This window comes from Enterococcus sp. LJL51, assembly GCF_049894025.1.
Classification (GTDB): domain Bacteria; phylum Bacillota; class Bacilli; order Lactobacillales; family Enterococcaceae; genus Enterococcus_L.
Window position 1 is genome coordinate 26,959 of sequence record NZ_JBNEQE010000019.1, and the last position, 17,130, is coordinate 44,088.

General features: G+C 37.7%; 18 protein-coding genes. 6 read left to right on the top strand and 12 right to left on the bottom strand.

All coding sequences use genetic code 11. From position 1 onward, the window contains the following. Positions 1 to 533: 533 nt before the first annotated feature. Both ACPWSO_RS15130 and ACPWSO_RS15135 read left to right on the top strand, forming a co-directional pair. Entirely contained in the window at positions 534 to 1,523 is a 990-nt protein-coding gene (locus tag ACPWSO_RS15130) for an Abi family protein (protein ID WP_426084418.1), read from the top strand. A gap of 123 nt (positions 1,524 to 1,646) precedes the next feature. Further along, positions 1,647 to 2,180, top strand: coding sequence for a hypothetical protein (locus ACPWSO_RS15135; protein ID WP_426084419.1), 534 nt, complete (start codon positions 1,647 to 1,649; stop codon positions 2,178 to 2,180). Between the two features lie 78 nt (positions 2,181 to 2,258). Here the strand turns inward: ACPWSO_RS15135 and ACPWSO_RS15140 are convergent, their stop codons facing one another. From ACPWSO_RS15140 to gdhA, 3 genes are all read right to left on the bottom strand, one after another. Then, entirely contained in the window at positions 2,259 to 2,465 is a 207-nt protein-coding gene (locus tag ACPWSO_RS15140) for a hypothetical protein (protein ID WP_426084420.1), read from the bottom strand. 295 nt (positions 2,466 to 2,760) lie between these two features. Next, positions 2,761 to 4,110, bottom strand: a complete 1,350-nt coding sequence (locus ACPWSO_RS15145) for a glucose-6-phosphate isomerase (protein WP_426084421.1) — start codon at positions 4,108 to 4,110, stop codon at positions 2,761 to 2,763. 256 nt (positions 4,111 to 4,366) lie between these two features. Beyond that, positions 4,367 to 5,713: an NADP-specific glutamate dehydrogenase gene (gene gdhA / locus ACPWSO_RS15150; protein ID WP_426084422.1), complete on the bottom strand. Its 1,347-nt coding sequence runs from the start codon at positions 5,711 to 5,713 to the stop codon at positions 4,367 to 4,369. A 131-nt stretch (positions 5,714 to 5,844) separates the two neighbouring features. Here gdhA and ACPWSO_RS15155 point away from each other — a divergent pair, with 131 nt between their 5' ends. The 3 genes from ACPWSO_RS15155 (at position 5,845) to ACPWSO_RS15165 (ending at position 8,831) form a co-directional block, all read left to right on the top strand. Next, on the top strand, positions 5,845 to 7,134 hold the full coding sequence (locus ACPWSO_RS15155) for an NAD(P)/FAD-dependent oxidoreductase (RefSeq protein ID WP_426084423.1): 1,290 nt from the start codon (positions 5,845 to 5,847) through the stop codon (positions 7,132 to 7,134). Positions 7,135 to 7,514: 380 nt separating this feature from the next. Then, a complete protein-coding gene (locus ACPWSO_RS15160) occupies positions 7,515 to 7,946 on the top strand; it encodes a hypothetical protein (protein ID WP_426084424.1) in 432 nt (143 codons plus the stop codon). A 714-nt stretch (positions 7,947 to 8,660) separates the two neighbouring features. Beyond that, positions 8,661 to 8,831, top strand: coding sequence for a transposase (locus ACPWSO_RS15165; protein WP_426084425.1), 171 nt, complete (start codon positions 8,661 to 8,663; stop codon positions 8,829 to 8,831). Between the two features lie 427 nt (positions 8,832 to 9,258). Here the strand turns inward: ACPWSO_RS15165 and ACPWSO_RS15170 are convergent, their stop codons facing one another. Further along, complete coding sequence (locus ACPWSO_RS15170; protein ID WP_426084426.1) at positions 9,259 to 10,653, bottom strand: 6-phospho-beta-glucosidase; 1,395 nt, start codon at positions 10,651 to 10,653, stop codon at positions 9,259 to 9,261. Positions 10,654 to 10,934: 281 nt separating this feature from the next. Between ACPWSO_RS15170 and ACPWSO_RS15175 the strand changes: the two genes are divergently transcribed. After that, positions 10,935 to 11,918 carry a LacI family DNA-binding transcriptional regulator gene (locus ACPWSO_RS15175; RefSeq protein ID WP_426084427.1) on the top strand — a complete coding sequence of 328 codons (984 nt, stop codon included), beginning with the start codon at positions 10,935 to 10,937 and terminating at the stop codon, positions 11,916 to 11,918. Between the two features lie 197 nt (positions 11,919 to 12,115). Here ACPWSO_RS15175 and ACPWSO_RS15180 read toward each other — a convergent pair whose 3' ends face one another. From ACPWSO_RS15180 to ACPWSO_RS15215, 8 genes are all read right to left on the bottom strand, one after another. Then, positions 12,116 to 12,568, bottom strand: coding sequence for a GNAT family N-acetyltransferase (locus ACPWSO_RS15180; protein WP_426084428.1), 453 nt, complete (start codon positions 12,566 to 12,568; stop codon positions 12,116 to 12,118). A gap of 186 nt (positions 12,569 to 12,754) precedes the next feature. Next, positions 12,755 to 14,017, bottom strand: a complete 1,263-nt coding sequence (locus ACPWSO_RS15185; protein WP_426084429.1) for an ABC transporter permease — start codon at positions 14,015 to 14,017, stop codon at positions 12,755 to 12,757. Next, positions 14,010 to 14,909 (bottom strand): ABC transporter ATP-binding protein, encoded by a 900-nt coding sequence (locus ACPWSO_RS15190; protein ID WP_426084430.1) that lies wholly within the window; start codon positions 14,907 to 14,909, stop codon positions 14,010 to 14,012. The genes ACPWSO_RS15185 and ACPWSO_RS15190 overlap by 8 nt, the downstream gene beginning before the upstream one ends. Positions 14,910 to 14,939: 30 nt before the next feature. Next, on the bottom strand, positions 14,940 to 15,116 hold the full coding sequence (locus ACPWSO_RS15195; protein WP_426084431.1) for a DUF6440 family protein: 177 nt from the start codon (positions 15,114 to 15,116) through the stop codon (positions 14,940 to 14,942). A 15-nt stretch (positions 15,117 to 15,131) separates the two neighbouring features. Further along, positions 15,132 to 15,821 carry a DUF2812 domain-containing protein gene (locus ACPWSO_RS15200; protein ID WP_426084432.1) on the bottom strand — a complete coding sequence of 230 codons (690 nt, stop codon included), beginning with the start codon at positions 15,819 to 15,821 and terminating at the stop codon, positions 15,132 to 15,134. After that, entirely contained in the window at positions 15,811 to 16,134 is a 324-nt protein-coding gene (locus tag ACPWSO_RS15205; protein WP_426084433.1) for a PadR family transcriptional regulator, read from the bottom strand. Before ACPWSO_RS15205 ends, ACPWSO_RS15200 begins: the two co-directional genes overlap by 11 nt. A 96-nt stretch (positions 16,135 to 16,230) precedes the next feature. Next, positions 16,231 to 16,689, bottom strand: a complete 459-nt coding sequence (locus ACPWSO_RS15210) for a DUF6442 family protein (protein WP_426084434.1) — start codon at positions 16,687 to 16,689, stop codon at positions 16,231 to 16,233. Then, positions 16,686 to 16,895, bottom strand: a complete 210-nt coding sequence (locus tag ACPWSO_RS15215; protein ID WP_426084435.1) for a helix-turn-helix transcriptional regulator — start codon at positions 16,893 to 16,895, stop codon at positions 16,686 to 16,688. The genes ACPWSO_RS15210 and ACPWSO_RS15215 overlap by 4 nt, the downstream gene beginning before the upstream one ends. Positions 16,896 to 17,130: the final 235 nt, after the last annotated feature.

Sequence of the window (17,130 nt, forward strand, 5' to 3'; positions counted from 1 at the left end):
TCCTCTAAGTAAAATTCTTGATTTAAGATTCATCACAGTTAATTCGATGTAATATAGAGTTTATGGACCAAAGATATTTTCCTTCAAGCTTTTTTGTTCTAATTTTGACATCAGAAATTAACATTGCCCTTGCAAAATAAAAAAGCTACCTCACGGGTATGAGGTAGCAAAAAGGAGTTTTACTCTTTTCAGAGTAAAGTTAAAAAATAAAAGGTTGTTAGGAGTTCATTCTATTACAATACAATCTTTTTGTCAACTTATTTTTCTATTTAATTTATTTTTTCTTTTATATTAACTTCATTAAATAAAGTTTTCGTTATTTTAAAAGAAAAATCTTCTTACCTTTCACAGGCAAATAATCTAAAATACATTCACTCTTTATCAATCTAAGTTTAAAGCCTTAAGTACATTTACAATGTTGACATAATGTCATATTTTAGTTATCATGATAATGTTATTATAATAACTAAAAAACGGGTGCCTTGCACCTCTATCTCACTCTACAGTGAGATTTTTTCGTTGAAGGAGCAAAAATGGAAGACAAAACATTTAAAACTTTAGATGATCAAATAAACATCCTTAAATCTAGAAATATGCGGTTTAGAGATGAAGAACAGGCAAAATTCGTCCTAATTAACAATTCATATTACGGTATTATAAATAGCTATAAGGAGCTGTTCAGTAAGGATATGGCAAATGATTACCACAATCAGCTGTTTGAAGATATCTTAGAAGATACACTACTCCTGTGTGATTTTGACAAAAATTTAGCAGCGATTCTTTACAAATATATGATGATGATTGAAACCACGTTTAAATCTTCTTTAAGCTACTATATCGCACTTGAATTAGGAGCTGAGCAAGATGCCTATCTAAGCAAGCATAATTATTCCAATGGCTATCGTGTACAGATTGGGCGTTATAAAGGTGTTTTTTCTATTGAAAAAACGTTTGATAAAATTACAAAAAAAATAAATGATAACAGAATTTCATCCATCCAGCATTTTCAAGAACAGCACGGAAATGTTCCTCCTTGGATTGTAGCCCCTACCCTAAGTCTAGGTGTTGTTTATGAATGGTATCGACTTTGTAAGCCACCTATAAAAACAAATACAGTAAATGTATTTTTATATCCGGATAGACCAGATGAACTAAAGAAAGAACTTTTTTTACAAGCAATGAAGGTGGTTCATCTTTATCGAAATATTGCAGCTCATGGTTCACGGCTGCTGATTCATGAAATTCCTCAAAGTGCTCGTTTAAAAGAACGGCTCGTAGGAAAATATACAACCAGCTGCTTATTTTCTCAAAGCTATATCTATGATCGAACTTTTCGGATTTTTGCTTTATTTACTTCAATTTGTTTGCTGCTATCTAATCGTTCCAACACAAAAACTAATTTTATCAGTGAAATTGGCTATCTGTTTCATCAGCTGGAAATGGAGAATAAAGAAATCTATCAGAGGCTTCTTTATCGGACTTTTTTACCTAAAAATTTTATTGAGTTATTAAGAGAAATCTAATTCCACTACCAAAGAATGATTGAAAATTCACAAAATATATTTTTTACTAAAAGTTTGATTTTATCATTTTTATCCTTTATACTTAAATGTGAATAAAATCTAACATTAGAAAGGAAGGAATATATGAAAAAAATAGTTTGGATTTTCTCATTGGTAATTTTTAGTCTTTTTACTTGGGGTTCGGAAGCTTCTGCTGAAACTGCAGATTCTATTGCAAAAGAAGATAATATTGAAGCGATTGCTCGTTTGAAGGAATTAGATGGACTCGAAAGCTGTCCTATTCCATTGGAAAATTTGACCACTCGTCAGCCAGCCGATTTAAGCAGCCAGACTCTCTCGCCACTACTGAGAAACCCATCAAATCGTAAAATATTTCGCTACGATGCTTACAGCTATGTTTATAATATTTGGCAGTTTTACAGTCCAGAGCTGGCGCCTGTTGGTTTTAACTGGTTTGATAATGGTATTCCCTATACAGCAGTTTCAACCGACTATATAAAAAATGGTTTTCGTTTTACCAATAATGTTTGGGACTCAGGTGTAGGCGGCTGGGATTTAGGCCGCTACTGGCGTAATTTTTCTACACGTTATCATGATGGACAAATTTTGACTTTTTGGGCCAGAGTAGATAATTTGTATCAGCTGCTTTATTATTAATGTTGTAGAAAAAGTAGATTTCGTTTAATAACGCCCTGCCTATGAGGTACATAAGCAGGGCGTTATCATTCTCTCATCTTACACAATCTGAAGATTTCTATAATTAACAACTGTTCTAAGTTTCCTTTGATTGTCTAAAACAACAACTGCGGCATTTCCCAGCATTTTTTCAATGTATCCAATCTGTGTTTCTTTTCCCTGGATGAAAGCAACCTGCTGATTCACATAAAAGCCTATTGATAATGAAGATAGCTCAATAGCTTTAGGACCATATTGTCTTCCCATAGTAGACCTCTTTTCTTAACTTTTGCCAGCGTTTCGTTTACTTATGCAAAATGACGATTGACTATCGATCGGTCAAAGTTCAGTATTTACACTTCTTTGAAGATCCGCCTCGCTATTTTATGAAATGAAAGCAAGGCTTTCCTTAAAATCAGGGAATAGACCTATCTTTATAGTAACACAGAATGAGGTATGCCCCTAATCTCCTCAAATATTTCTTTAACCATAAAACAAAAAACTGCTAAAAAGATGTTTAAATCTTTTTAGCAGTTTTAATCTTAATACCTAGGTTAAAGACTTATAAACGTTCGTTTAATTCTTTAGCTAACTCTTCAAAGCCAGGTTTGCCAAGTAACGCAAACATGTTCGCTTTATAAGCTTCCACTCCTGGCTGGTCAAATGGGTTTACACCATTTAAGTAGCCAGAAATTCCTACAGCAATTTCAAAGAAGTACATAACATATCCTAATGAATATTCATCCATTTTTGGAACATTCACAATCATATTTGGTACGTTGCCGTCTGTATGAGCCAATAAAGTCCCTTCAAAGGCTTTAGTATTCACATAGTCAATTTCTTTACCCTGCAAATATCCTAGACCGTCCAAATCTTCATCCTGTACTGGAATTTTTAGTGAATGACGAGGCGTTTCAATTTTCACCACTGTTTCAAATAAATTGCGCATGCCATCTTGAACATATTGCCCCATAGAATGCAAATCAGTAGAAAAATCTGCTGCTGCCGGGAAAATACCTTTTTGGTCTTTTCCTTCTGATTCACCATAAAGCTGTTTCCACCATTCAGAGAAGTAGTGCATGCCCGGCTCGTAGTTGATCAGCATTTCAGTGGTTTTCCCTTTACGGTATAAGATATTACGAAGTGCTGCATATTGATACGCTTCGTTTTCTTTCAAGTCAGTTGTTGCTGCATACTCTTTACGAGCATCATTTGCACCAGACATCAATGCATCTATATCTGCTCCGCTTACAGCAATCGGCAATAGCCCTACAGGTGTCAGAACAGTGAAACGTCCGCCGACATCATCAGGAATAACAAATGTTTCCCAGTTTTCAGCATCTGCCTCAACTTTAACCGCACCTTTTGCTCGGTCAGTTGTTGCATAAATACGTTTATTCGCTTCTTCTTTACCATATTTTTTGATTAGCAATTCCTTGAAGACACGGAAAGCAATCGCTGGTTCTGTTGTTGTTCCTGATTTAGAAATAACATTTACAGAAAAATCGCGGTCGCCGATTAGATGAATCAAGTCCGCTAAATACGTGGAGCTGATGCTGTTTCCTGCAAAGAATACTTGCGGCGCCTTACGTTCTTCTTTTGTTAATACATTGCTGAAAGAATGTTGTAAAAACTCAATAGCAGCACGGGCACCTAAGTAAGAGCCCCCGATACCAATAACAACAAGTACTTCAGAATCAGACTGAATTTTTTCCGCTGCTTTCTTAATGCGGGCAAATTCCTCTTTATCATAGTTTTCAGGCAAATCAATCCACCCAGTATAGTCGTTTCCGGCACCTGTACCTTCTCGCAATGCTTTATCTACTGCATCGACTTGAGTTTGCATATATTCCAATTCATGATCAGCAACAAATGGTGCTAATTTGGAATAGTCAAATCTAATGTGTGACATTCCTTCTCCTCCTTGAAAGTAAACTTATTACACTATTACTTTACGTTCTTTTATCATATTTTTCAAGTAAATTATAACTGTATAGACCAATATCAAAAACTGAATGACTCCCTTTACTCATAAGAGAGTTTAAAAATCACCATAGCAATACTCTATTTCTCTATCAACAGTTTTCTTTCACTAATAAATCCGGCTCATAAAGCGAACGAACTATTTTACTAATCCAGCTGGGAAAAAGCGATGATTACACTGTCTGCTAGACCAGTCCCTGACTCAGCATCGCCTTAGCTACTTTTTCAAAACCAGCTATATTGGCCCCAAGAACATAATTATCTTTTGCTCCATATTCAGCAGCTGTATCACGACATTTTTCATAAATATTTTTCATAATATCATCAAGCATACTGTCTACCTTTTCAAAAGACCATGACAAACGCTCGGAGTTCTGGCTCATTTCCAAAGCAGAAACTGCTACACCGCCAGCATTGGCAGCTTTCCCAGGACAGTAAAGAACTCCATGCTGTTCAAATACATGGACAGCATCTAAGGTACAAGGCATGTTTGCCCCCTCAGCTACAATTTTCCCGCCGTTTTCAACTAGAACTGCGGCCTGTTCAGCGTTAATTTCATTTTGCGTAGCACACGGCAATGCAATATCATAGGCAGTCTTAAAATCCCAAACAGACTGACCGTCGTAATATTGAGCTTCTTTATGTGTAGCAACATATTTTGAAATGCGTTCTCTGTTTTTCTCTTTCAGCTCTTTAACCAGTTCAACATCAATTCCATTCGGATCATAGACAAAACCATTGGAATCAGAACAAGTCAACACGGTAGCACCTAGCTCTTTGGCCTTTTCCATTGCATAAATCGCTACATTTCCGCTGCCTGACACGACGACTTTCTTTCCTTCAAAAGAATCCTTGCGATCAGCAAGCAGGTGACGAACGAAATAGACTGCACCGTAGCCTGTCGCCTCTGTTCTTGTTTGGCTGCCCCAGTATGTTAATGGCTTACCCGTTAGAACGCCCGCATCATAATTTCTCAAACGTTTGTAGGTCCCGTATAAATACCCAATTTCACGGGCCCCCACACCAATATCCCCAGCCGGAACATCCGTATTAGGTCCAATGTGCTTGTGCAGCTCAGTCATGAAGCTTTGACAAAAGCGCATAACTTCACTGTCAGATTTTCCTTTTGGATCAAAATCACTGCCGCCTTTTCCGCCGCCAATCGGCAGTCCTGTTAAGCTGTTTTTGAAGATTTGTTCAAACGCCAAAAATTTCAAAACACTAACATTTACGCTTGGATGGAAGCGCAGGCCGCCTTTATAAGGACCAATTGCTGAGTTGTATTGAACCCGATAGCCTCGGTTCACCCGCCATTTTCCTTCATCATCCTGCCAAGGAACTCTAAATTGAATAACCCTTTCCGGTTCAATTAGCAGCTCTAAGATATTCGCTTCTGCAAATTCCGGATTTTCTTTCAGAAATGCTTCCATACTTGGCAAAAATTCATCAATTGCTTGCAGGTATTCTGTTTGCCCCTCTTCCTTCACTTCAAGTTTTTCCCGAATTTCTTTAACATAGTTTGTTATATTCATACATTCACCTTACCCTTCAGCTTTCTTTTCATTTTACAGGAAACAGCAGATTTTTCCAGCTAAAACATGAAAAAAACCAAAAAACTTTTTCATGTTTTGTGATACACTGTTTATTGAATTGGAGGTCAATCATGAATAATAAATTTGATGTCATCGTTATCGGTGCCGGGACTAGCGGATTAATGGCGGCAATTGCTGCTGCAGAAGCAGGCAGCCGCGTCCTGCTTCTGGAAAAGAATAAACGGATTGGAAAAAAACTTTTATTGACGGGCGGCGGCAGGTGCAATGTAACCAATAAACGAACACCTGAAGAGATTATCGAACATATTCCTGGAAACGGAAAATTTCTTTATAGTGCCTTTTCCCAATATACGAATCAAGACATCATCCATTTTTTTGAATCAAATGGAGTGTCGCTAAAAGAAGAAGATCACGGCCGGATGTTTCCTGTTACTGACCGCTCCCAAACAATTGTCGAAGCACTTTATGCTAAGCTGATGGAATTAGGCGGCACACTCTATACAGAAGCTCCTGTTAAGCGGCTTCTCCGAAAAGAGCAGCAAATCATTGGTGTTGAGCTAAAAAACAAAAAAATATATGCACCCTGTGTCATTGTTTCAACTGGAGGAAAAACCTACCCTTCCACTGGTTCAACAGGTGACGGGTATATCTTTGCTAAAGCACTGGGGCACCATATTGAGCCCTTATATCCAACGGAGTCACCTATACGTTCTGAGGAAGCTTTTATTAAGAACAAAACCCTTCAGGGGATTTCTTTAAGAGACGTTCAGCTCGCTGTTTTGGGAGAAAACGGAAAACCTGTTACCTCCCATCAGATGGATCTTTTGTTTACACACTTTGGACTGTCTGGTCCAGCAGCATTACGGTGTTCCAGCTTTGTCAATCAACTACTCAAAAAAAATCCGGAGCAGCCAGTCAAACTCACACTTGACATTTTTCCAGATAAATCTTTGCAGGAGCTTTTGTCTGAGATTAAGAAGAAAATAGCAAAAACATCAGAAAAACAGCTCAAAAATTCTCTGAAGCAGCTGCTGCCGGAACGCTTACTTGAATTTTTCCTTGACCGCCATACTTTACTATCACTGACTGGTCGTCAAGTAACTGAACAGCAGCTTGAGGATTTAGCAGTTGAAATGAAGAATTTTATCATCTTAGCGACAGGCACCTTCCCCTTAGAAAAATCATTTGTAACCGGAGGTGGTGTTTCACTAAAAGAAATTCAGCCAAAAACACTGGAAAGTAAACTTGTTCAGGGATTGTTTTTCTGCGGTGAGGTCTTAGACATCAACGGCTATACCGGCGGTTATAATATTACTGCTGCTTTAGTTACAGGTCATACAGCTGGGGTGCATGCTGCTGAAATTGCAGAATATAGTGCTTACCTGCTTGATGATTATTAGAAACTAAGCTGGAGGCATAACTAAAATTCTACTCTATGTATTTGCACCCTCCGAATAAACAGCAAAACAGATGCAGCTTCTTTTTTTGAAAAAACTGTTTCATCACACTAGTGTTGAAGCTGGAATCACGATCACTCATCCGGCGTAAACAACTATTGACGGAGAAACTGTACTTGCTATGGTTCGCTTGATTAGTTGTTTTTCACTCTACGAATACGCTGCTTATTTTCATTTAGCTAATGATGGTTCGTACTGTTTTACAGAAATTTTCAATCAGCTACAACCAGAGTAGCAGAAAACTTTCATAAGAAATCGGTCAAAAGGCTGATTTCTTTTTTTTAGTTCCATGGGAAAATAGATTCATACAGGAGGTGAACACAATGAAAATTAAAATCAAAAAAGAAACCCACTGGGGTTGCTTAAAACCATTAAATGTTTATGTAAATGATGAAAAAAGAGGGAAACTATTCAACTGTATCTCATTGAATCTGGATGTTCAACCAGGAGATGAAATCAGCTTTAAAGAGGGACCGTTTCCGGCCTTTAAAAAAATTGAAGTAGCTCCTCATACAAAAGAAATCGTAATTAAAAATTCTAATAACTTACAGCCATTATTCGTTAAATTTCTGCTATTGTTCTTTGTATTCGTAATTTCTTGTCTGGTCATCCAGTCTATGCTGTTCTTTGCAGCATTCGTTATCGCTTTGTTCCTAGGCTTCGTCTCTATTTTCAGACTTCAATCCTATCAGTTTGAGATTGACGGTCATCCCGAATGGCAGTCGTTGGAACGCTCAATCAAACTGTTCAAATAGAATAATAAAAACGTTAAGAGAGTGGGATTTTTTAAATCCTACTCTCTTTTTTGGTTCTATAATATTTTGTGTTGGTGGAAAATCTGCCAACACTTTTTTAAGTGTTCAAACACAAAAAAGGAACAATAAACTGATAAAATGAAATCGTCTAAAACCACAAATCATCAGAAAGCTTGTTCCCTATGGATAAGAATACCAGAAAATTGCTTGGACTAACAGATAAACACCTCTCCTTTGGAGAGGATTGGCTTGAATATAGATTAATGAAAAGTGTTCAGGCTCAGGTAATCAAAGCAACCCTTACCTATCGACCAACACATTGTGAGAAATGTGGGGTAAAAAAATCAAGGGCAAATAATTAAGAATGGTCATCACCTAACCAACGCTCAACTTCCTGTGTTTAATGAGCGCTTGACCTTCTTAGAACTAAAGCGCTCCCGATTTCTTTGTCGTGAGCGTGGAAAAACCTTTCATGCTCATACAGAGCTGATTGAAGAACATCATCATCTGTCTAAGCAGCTCTGTCTACAAATTATGCTTGATTTAAAGAAGAATGTCTTTAGAAAACAGATTGCTCAAAAACATTTTGTTTCAGATGTGACCATTCTTCGCTTAATGGAAGAACTCTCTGCTTCCTATCGCTCTAATTGACAGTTTCTTCCGAAAATTCTATGTATCGATGAATTCAAGGCAACAAAATGCTGTCAAGGAGCGATGAGTTTCATTTGTGTCAGTGGAGAAACCAACAAGATTAAAGTCAGCAAGCGCGTTGCCTATGGTTATCGTAATTTTTATCGTTTCCGTTCACGCATTTATATTATTCAAGGTCTTATTTTTTCACCACATGAAAAAGAGAAACAAGCGAATATCTCCGCAGCTTTATAGGCAAATCGAGAATTACCAGTTCCACTTGTGTAGGAACATTTAGTGGGATGGTATGCGTACGATGATAGATGAATGTGTAACATTCATACCTTATATTAGAGCTAGCTGTCCAGCTACGAATATACCTTGTGGAGCCTGCCTCTGCGATTACTCGAGGCAAAGCATAATAAATTTATAGGCTTAGCTGCCCAAATCATTCGCTTTATTCTCCCTTTTTCAAAAAAGAACTTGGAACAAAATCAGAGAATCTCTGTTTTTTTCGTTCCAAGTCCTTCAATTTTTTTCAGTTTTTGTCCTACCAACACAATTTGACGTAGAACCTCTTTTTTCAAATTTTTTTTACAAAAAAAGTCTGGAATAAAAGTACATTCCAGACTTTTAGTATGTCGAAATTCGAATAAACAGTGGTACGAAAGTTGTTAACTTTCTAGTTACTCTTCATTAATTCAGTCACATAAGCAACTGTTTCAGGCTGTTCTTTTTCGATTTTTGCTATAGAGTCAGCAAAATTCGGCAGGTGATCCTTGTGAGCAATCAGAAGCTCATCAAGTAATGTTTTCGCCATTGTTCCGCCTGGTACTAATGGATTTACAGTGAACGCATGTAGTGCTGCACCGTAGTCGCCATCAATTGCCGCACGTATTACTGTTTCTTCCATGCCTTTCATGTTTTGAATAATGCCGCGGGCTGCCGGCGGGAATGCTCCCCAGTTATAAGGTTCATGTCCATGAGAGGTTACCGGACCAGAAACTTCAACAACACAATCATATGGTAAATCAGTAATTGTTCCGTTATTTTCAGTAGAAACAACCATGTCCGTGCGTTTATCATTGTAGATAGATGCAATCATTTCACAGGCTGCATCACTGTAGTGCGTACCGCCGCGTTGTTCTAATTCTTTTGGTTTGTAGTCTAGCTTAGGATCTTTATAAAGCTCAAACAAACGAGTTTCTGTTTCTTTAACGACCTGAGCTCTGGTTTCTCCCTTTTCAAACTCTTCAACAGAATGCTTCAGCATTTCGTCTTCAATATAGTAATAGCGATGATAGCCGCAAGGCAGCATCCCTAAATCTTTTAGCTGCTCGTAATGGAACGGCGCATCCCAGATGTTTTTCAAATGACTTTCCTGTTCATTTTTTGGTCCGTAAATTAAGTCAATTAATTCCTGAGTCCGCTCGTTGCCTTCTTTATCCCAAACCCGGTGCCAATGGAAATGGTTAATCCCTGCAAATTTAAAGAATAAATCTTCTTCTGGCACACCCAGTTTTTCAGCTGCTTGTTTTCTATGTCCAATTGGTACATTACACAAACCGACGGTCTTTTTCCAGCCGCCATGTTTAATTGCGGCTTCAGTTACCATTCCTGCCGGATTAGTAAAGTTCACTAGCCATGCTTCTGGACAAAGCTCTTTCATGTCATTAATAATGCCTAAAATCACAGGAATTGTCCGGAAAGCCTTAAACATTCCACCAGCGCCGTTTGTTTCTTGTCCCAGTACACCATGAGACAACGGAATACGTTCATCCTTAATACGTGCTTCTAATAAACCTACCCGAAACTGTGTTGAAACGAAATCAGCATCCTTTAATGCTTCACGGCGATCCAAAGTCAAATGAACTTCCCAGTCCAATCCGGCTGCCTTCACCATCCGTTTTGCCATTTCTCCCACAATTTCCAGTTTTTCTTTTCCTGCTTCAATATCTACTAACCAGATTTCTTTGATCGGTAGTTCATCTTTCCGTTTGATATACCCTTCGATCAATTCAGGTGTATAACTTGAACCTCCACCAATTGTTGCGATTTTCAGTGCTCCTCTTGACATATAGTTCCCTCCTGGTATTTTTTCAGATAGTTATCTGATATCGTTTACATTTACATTCTAATTTGTGGGAACATTCCCATGTCAAGCGTTTTCCTAAATTTTTTTAGCAGCTGATTTTCTAATTAAGACCTCTTCAAGATTTTGGACTGCTTATGCTTTGAGATCTGCTTAACTAAACTTCCTTAATACTGCTTTTCTCATTTCTTTTTCCTGTAGAATTGAAGTCAAAAAAATTATCCAGTATACTGAGAGAAGCATGAAAATCTGGAGGCGATCTGCCTATGACAACTATCATCGATGTAGCCAAACAGGCAAATGTATCAAAATCAACTGTATCAAGAGTTATCTCAGGAAACGGCTATGTTAGTAAGGACAGCCGTGAAAAGGTGCTGAAAGCGATGGAACAGCTGGCTTACTCCCCTAACCTGATTGCAAGGAATCTTCAAAGCGGAGAAACGAAAACAATTGGTTTCCTAGCTCACGGCTATTTTGATTTACTAGGATTATTTTTAAGTAACTTTATCTCAATTGCCAAAACGCATAATTATTATGTCACTCTCTACTTTACTGATGGAGACAAAAAAAAGGAAATTGATGCCTTAAATCAAATGAAGTACAAACAGCTGGACGGCGTTTTTATTTTGACCAGAGCAAACGACTGGGATGTCATCGAACCGTATACGATGTATGGGCCAATAGCTACTTGGCACCGTATTGATTCTGAACGTATCTATTCAGCCTATGTAGATCACTATTCCGGCTATTTCGATTCATTGGACTATCTTTATCGGCAAGGCTACCGAAAAATCGGACATGTGATGGGGAATCCCAAGAATTTGAATACTAAAGCCCGGATCAAAGCGATTGACAGCTTCTATCAGGAAAAAGAATTGGTTTTGAATAAAGACTGGGTTTTCTATGATATGATGCGGGAAACCAGCGGAATCAAGCTGGCTTACCAATGGCATCATATGAAAGAACGGCCGGATGCGATGGCTTTTTATACCGATTCCGTTGCAGCTGAATTTATATCTGAATTACAAAACTTAGAATATGAGGTTCCCGCAGACGTTGCAGTCATTGGTTTTGATAATAGTGACCTCAGCAAACTGATGCACATGACAACTGTTGACTACTCAATCAATCATCAAGCTGAAAATTCTTTTATCCATATTTATAACCAGCTGAATAAAGACACTCTGCATAAACGGCCTCTAGATGTTCAACTGATCGAGCGGAAGACTACGCCAAGAATCATCAGCTAACTATACTTATACTCTGAAAAAGAGAACCAGCTCATGCCACACTGGCATTTAAATACGAAGGCACTCTCATTTTGATAAAAAATACTGTAGTTCTCTTAAGGAATTATTGCTTTTACTTGAGAGAATATACCAATCAATAGCCAAAAGCCGTGACCCTTTCAATCACGGCTTCTGGCTATTATTTAGTTGAAGAATGCTTACAGTGCACTTAGCTCCATTTTAAGATATACCTTATCCTTTAATTGGATGCCGTCTTCAAACATAGGCTCCTTATAGTGCTCTATGAAGTAATTTTCAAGACGAGAAAAAATTTTAAAGCCACAGCTTTCATAAAACGAAAGAATCCAAGGTACATCGCCAGTGCCAGCAAGCATAGCTGTACCCTGACCTTGGTAATAATTGGCGATATAGCTAATCAAATGCTTGCCATACCCTCTCCCCTGAAATTGTTCATAGGTAGCTAAATTTTGCAGCTCATAGATTCCTTCTCCCTCATCTGTTACCACACAAATACTTTTTAACCCATTATCATATAATGCGAAAAGCTGCCCTCTTTCCAAATACTTATCAATCCTATGCTCTTCTTCATCCGCTAAAAGCAATAAATCTAAAAAATCCTTTTTATGTTCATTGATAAGTTGTATCTCCATATAACCCTTCCTCTCAGATAGTTAGCTCTTTTTGCCCTCTTCGAGACACAATCTAACAGTATTCCAGCAGTTAATCACCACTGCTTAATACCTTCTTTGCTTCTTTCCCATCGTTCATTTGCACATCAGCAAAAATAGAGAGTGGGCTATAAATGACCCGACTCTCCTTCATATACTTAAAAAATACTATGCTTTTTTACGTTCATTTTTCAGAATAGAAAGTGATTGCTTCAATGATTTTAGAACGCCGCCTTCACTGTAAACCAGTACATTTGATTTATACAGCTTCGCTGAGAAGAGCGTCAGTAGAATGCCGAAGGCTAACAAAATAGCGATTGAAATCATTACACCTGATGTCGAAACTGTTTCACTTGCCAGTCTGATTGGCATAATGAATGATGAAATCAATGGGACATAGGATGTAATCCGAATAATAATATTTTGCGGATCTGTTGTACCTAAGGTCAAACCGATAAAATAGCCAATCATCGCAAGATAGATAATAGGTTGTACCGCTTTCGGCGTATCCTCTGGCTTAGAGACTAGGGAGCCACACAAAGCAGCTAGTACAGAATAGACAAACACGCCTAACAGGAAGAACACAGTAGTAAAACCAATAAAGTTTCCTAAAATATTTTCCATTGAGATGCCTGACAAGAAGCTCTTCACAATATCTAGATCTTTGAATTGATTATAGCCAATCCCAACTGCTGCTGCATAAATTGCAATTTGAGTTAAAGCTACTAGAATAACACCAGTCAGTTTCCCATAGAAATGTGTCTGAGCCTTGGTGCTGGAAAGAATAACTTCCATGATTCTTGTTCCTTTTTCAGAAGCAATTTCCTGTGCAATAATTGAAGCATAGGTGATAATAATCATCCAGAGAATAATAGTTACTACAAATGAAATCGCTGTTTGGAAGGCTGTATTGTCTTCTCCCTCGTTCATTTTGCCATTCTCATCGAAACTAACCTTTGTTTTTGCAAAGCTCGCCGGCTGCTGTAAACTAGCAACCTGTTCCGGTGTCAAATTCAATTTACCCGCATTTACTGAGCCTTGAATGTTATTCAAAATCTGTTGAAGCATTAAATCTGTAGTTGAACCCATGGAAGACTCAGAATATAATCTCCCTTTGATTGTTTCACCAGATGTATCAATGGTCATAAATGCTTCAATTTTTTCATTTTTTAACTGTTTCTCTGCTTCTTTTTGTGAAGCAACTGTTTTAAATTTAAAGTCCTCGATTTCAGCACTTGTTAATTGCTCCGCCAATACGGCATCATCGGAAACAATCCCAATCGTTTCAGCTTCGGAAAATCCTCCCGAAAGAGAAACAGCAGCATACATAATTCCCATCAAAAGGAAGGGCGCTAAAATCATAATAACAAATGACGCTGATTTTACATTCTTTTTATAGACATCTGATGCAATTATCCAAAACTTACTCATTTGGTTCACCTGCTTTCATCTTGAATATTTCTTCTAAGGTTGGCGGTTGTTGATTGAACATTGGAATATAGCCGAATTGTGTTGCTCTGGTGAATATTTCTTCTCCGGCCTTTGGATCGTTTAATGTTGCTTCAACAACACCATCTCCTCGTTTCACTGCTGAGGCAACTCCATTTATAGAGGAAACGTCTTCTGCTGTCAGCGCAGATTCTAAAAAGACTTTTGTACGTCCAAAGCTTTCACGAATCTCATGAACTTTCCCGTTCAACACCATCTTTCCGCTCCTCAACATCAACAGGTGATCACAAATTTTCTCAACGTTATCCATGTTGTGGCTTGAAAAAATGACACATGACCCTTTTTTCTTTAATTCAATGATGCCGTCTTTTAGCAACTCTGCATTTACTGGGTCAAGACCACTGAAGGGCTCATCCAAAATGACTAGCTTTGGTTCATGAATTAGAGTGGCAATCAGCTGAACCTTTTGCTGATTCCCTTTGGAAAGTGATTTCACTTTATCGGTTTTCTTACCTTTAACTTTAAATTTTTCCATCCATTCGTCAATTTTCGGCTTGATTTCTTTTTTATTTTTCCCTCTTAATTCAGCAAAATAAATCAGCTGCTCTTCAATTGACACTTTTGGATACAATCCGCGTTCTTCCGGCAAGTAGCCAATATCATTATAATCCTTACCGCTTAGTTCATGACCATTCCATAGAACCGTTCCACTATCTTGTGTAAGGAAGTCCAAAATCAATCGGAAGGTTGTTGTTTTACCTGCCCCGTTCTGTCCAATTAGCCCTAAAATTTTACCATCTGGTATTTCAAAAGAAATATTATCGACCGCAGTATAGTCGCCAAATGTTTTAACCAAATTTTTCACTTCTAACATTTCATACCCTCCAATTTTTTCTGTAGTCAGTTATTTTGTAATCACCGGTTTTCCGTCCTGGTCCAGCAGCACTGTTAATCCTCCTGCGTAGCCAGATCCAACAAACAGGTAGTTGACTCCTGTTTCCTTATCCACAATAATGCATGTTTGTTCCTTCAACATACCAAGACTTTCTCTTTGTAAAAGTTCAAATCTTTTATCAGCCATTAAAATCACTCCTTTCTAAATAATTCCTTGAAGTAAAATACTTAAAAAAATTCCTATTATTCCACCGATAATGGTTAGAATAATAATGTCTCTGAACACCTTTTGCCTTTTGGCGAACTGTTCTGGCCGAGAGAAGAACTTCCGCCGATCTCTGTAAAACACAAGAGAATATACTACGTTAATTGCAATTGAAAGCGGCATGACCGTAAAAACAGTTCCTAATAAAAACAAGATAAAGCGTGATATAAGGTAGAGAGCTGTTACTGATGTGTGGGGTTCTCTTGTAAGAAAGGCCAGCCAATAGAGCAGCAATCCAAACGGAACAAACAACAGATTACGCCAAAACATCCAAAGCCATTCTTTACGCATCCGCAGCCAATAGCTTTCTTCGTCAGAATAAATCGAGGAAACACAAGGATCTGCTTTAAAATAAAAATATTTTTTCTTATGATTGGAAATACATTCCCAGCCAGCTTCCTGATAAATCGTTAGATAGTCGTCCAGCTCATCTCGTTCTCCTGAAAAAAAATCTACAGAAAATTTTTTAATCTCAGGTGCATTTTTTTGAAATTCCAGAAAACCAAAGTTATTTAGCTTTATGAACTGCCAGCCTAGCTGTGCTTGTTCCCTCAGCACCTCCATCTCCTTTTCCGGATAAAGAGCAACACCTTTTGAAAGCACATATTTTTTTCCCTTAATGATCATCGTACTTTCTCCTTCTTTCAGCAACTAAAAATTCTCCGGCCTGATAAAGAAGTTTTCTGCGGCTGATGTCTTTTTCCAAAACATCAAGTCCCTCCTCAGTAATTAAATAAATCTTCTTACGTTCCGAATTTTCTTCCAGAGTAATATAACCGCTCTTTTGCAGCTTCTTCAAAATGGTATACATACTTGCCGGACCGATGGAAACCTTACCGTCGGTCAACTCGCTAATCTGTTTCATAATGGCATATCCATGCTGAGGCTGCAGCAAAGTAAGCAAAATCAGATAACTAGAGTCTGTCAGTGTCTCGTCCATTAAGATTCCCTCACTATATCATCTTTAGATATATCATCGAGCGATATATCGCTTAACGATATATTAGCTGAATGATTTTCATTTGTCAATTACTATTTACATTTTTTTCTGGTAATAATAAGAGGCAATTACATAGAGAACTAAAAATAGACAGATCAGGACAGAAAGAGCAACGCTATAACCCGGGTTGATAAATCCGCAGATTATTGCCGTTACTGCTAAAATGAAAATAAAAATTCTAGCTGTCAGAACCATTGCTCTTGTATTAATCTCAACATTTCGCTCATCAAATTCTTCCCGCCGGTTTTTCTCCATCTTCTTTTCATTTTTCAGCATTCGATTATTTTGAATGAACATCAAAATCCCAACAGCTCCTAATCCCACGCTCATTCCGTTAAGGTAGCTCGAAGTATGCTCATCATTAAATAATAAAAAGGATAAGCTGCCTATTAGTAAACTCGCAGCAATCATTCCAATAAACAACAGTCTCCGCCGTTGAAGAATTGCTCGATAATCTTTCGAATTATGCGCTTGAGCTTTCGGCCAAAATTTCATATATTCTCCTCCTCTAAATCAAATATAAAAATATCTTCGATTGGCTGATTAAAAAACTGTGCAATTTTGTGTGCTAAGACTAACGATGCGTTGTACTTGCCATTTTCCAAGGAAATAATAGTTTGCCTAGTAACACTTACAGCGTCGGCAAGTTCACTTTGAGTAATTTTCTGCTTTTTTCGAAGCTGTTGTATTTTATTCTGCACATGACTTCTCCTCTCTAGAAAGTATAGTCAGCTTTACAAAAAAAGTATAGCTCACTATACAAAAAAAGTAAAGCCCCCTTTACAGATTTTTTGATATTTTTATTGCATAGCCTTATCTTAAGCTTAAAAATCAACTTTCAAGGAGAAAAAAGAATGAAGGGGCTGTGACATTAGTATGCCTCAGTCCCTTAAACCTGGATAAACGGTGTTTCAGAAGTAACTTCTTCGACAATAA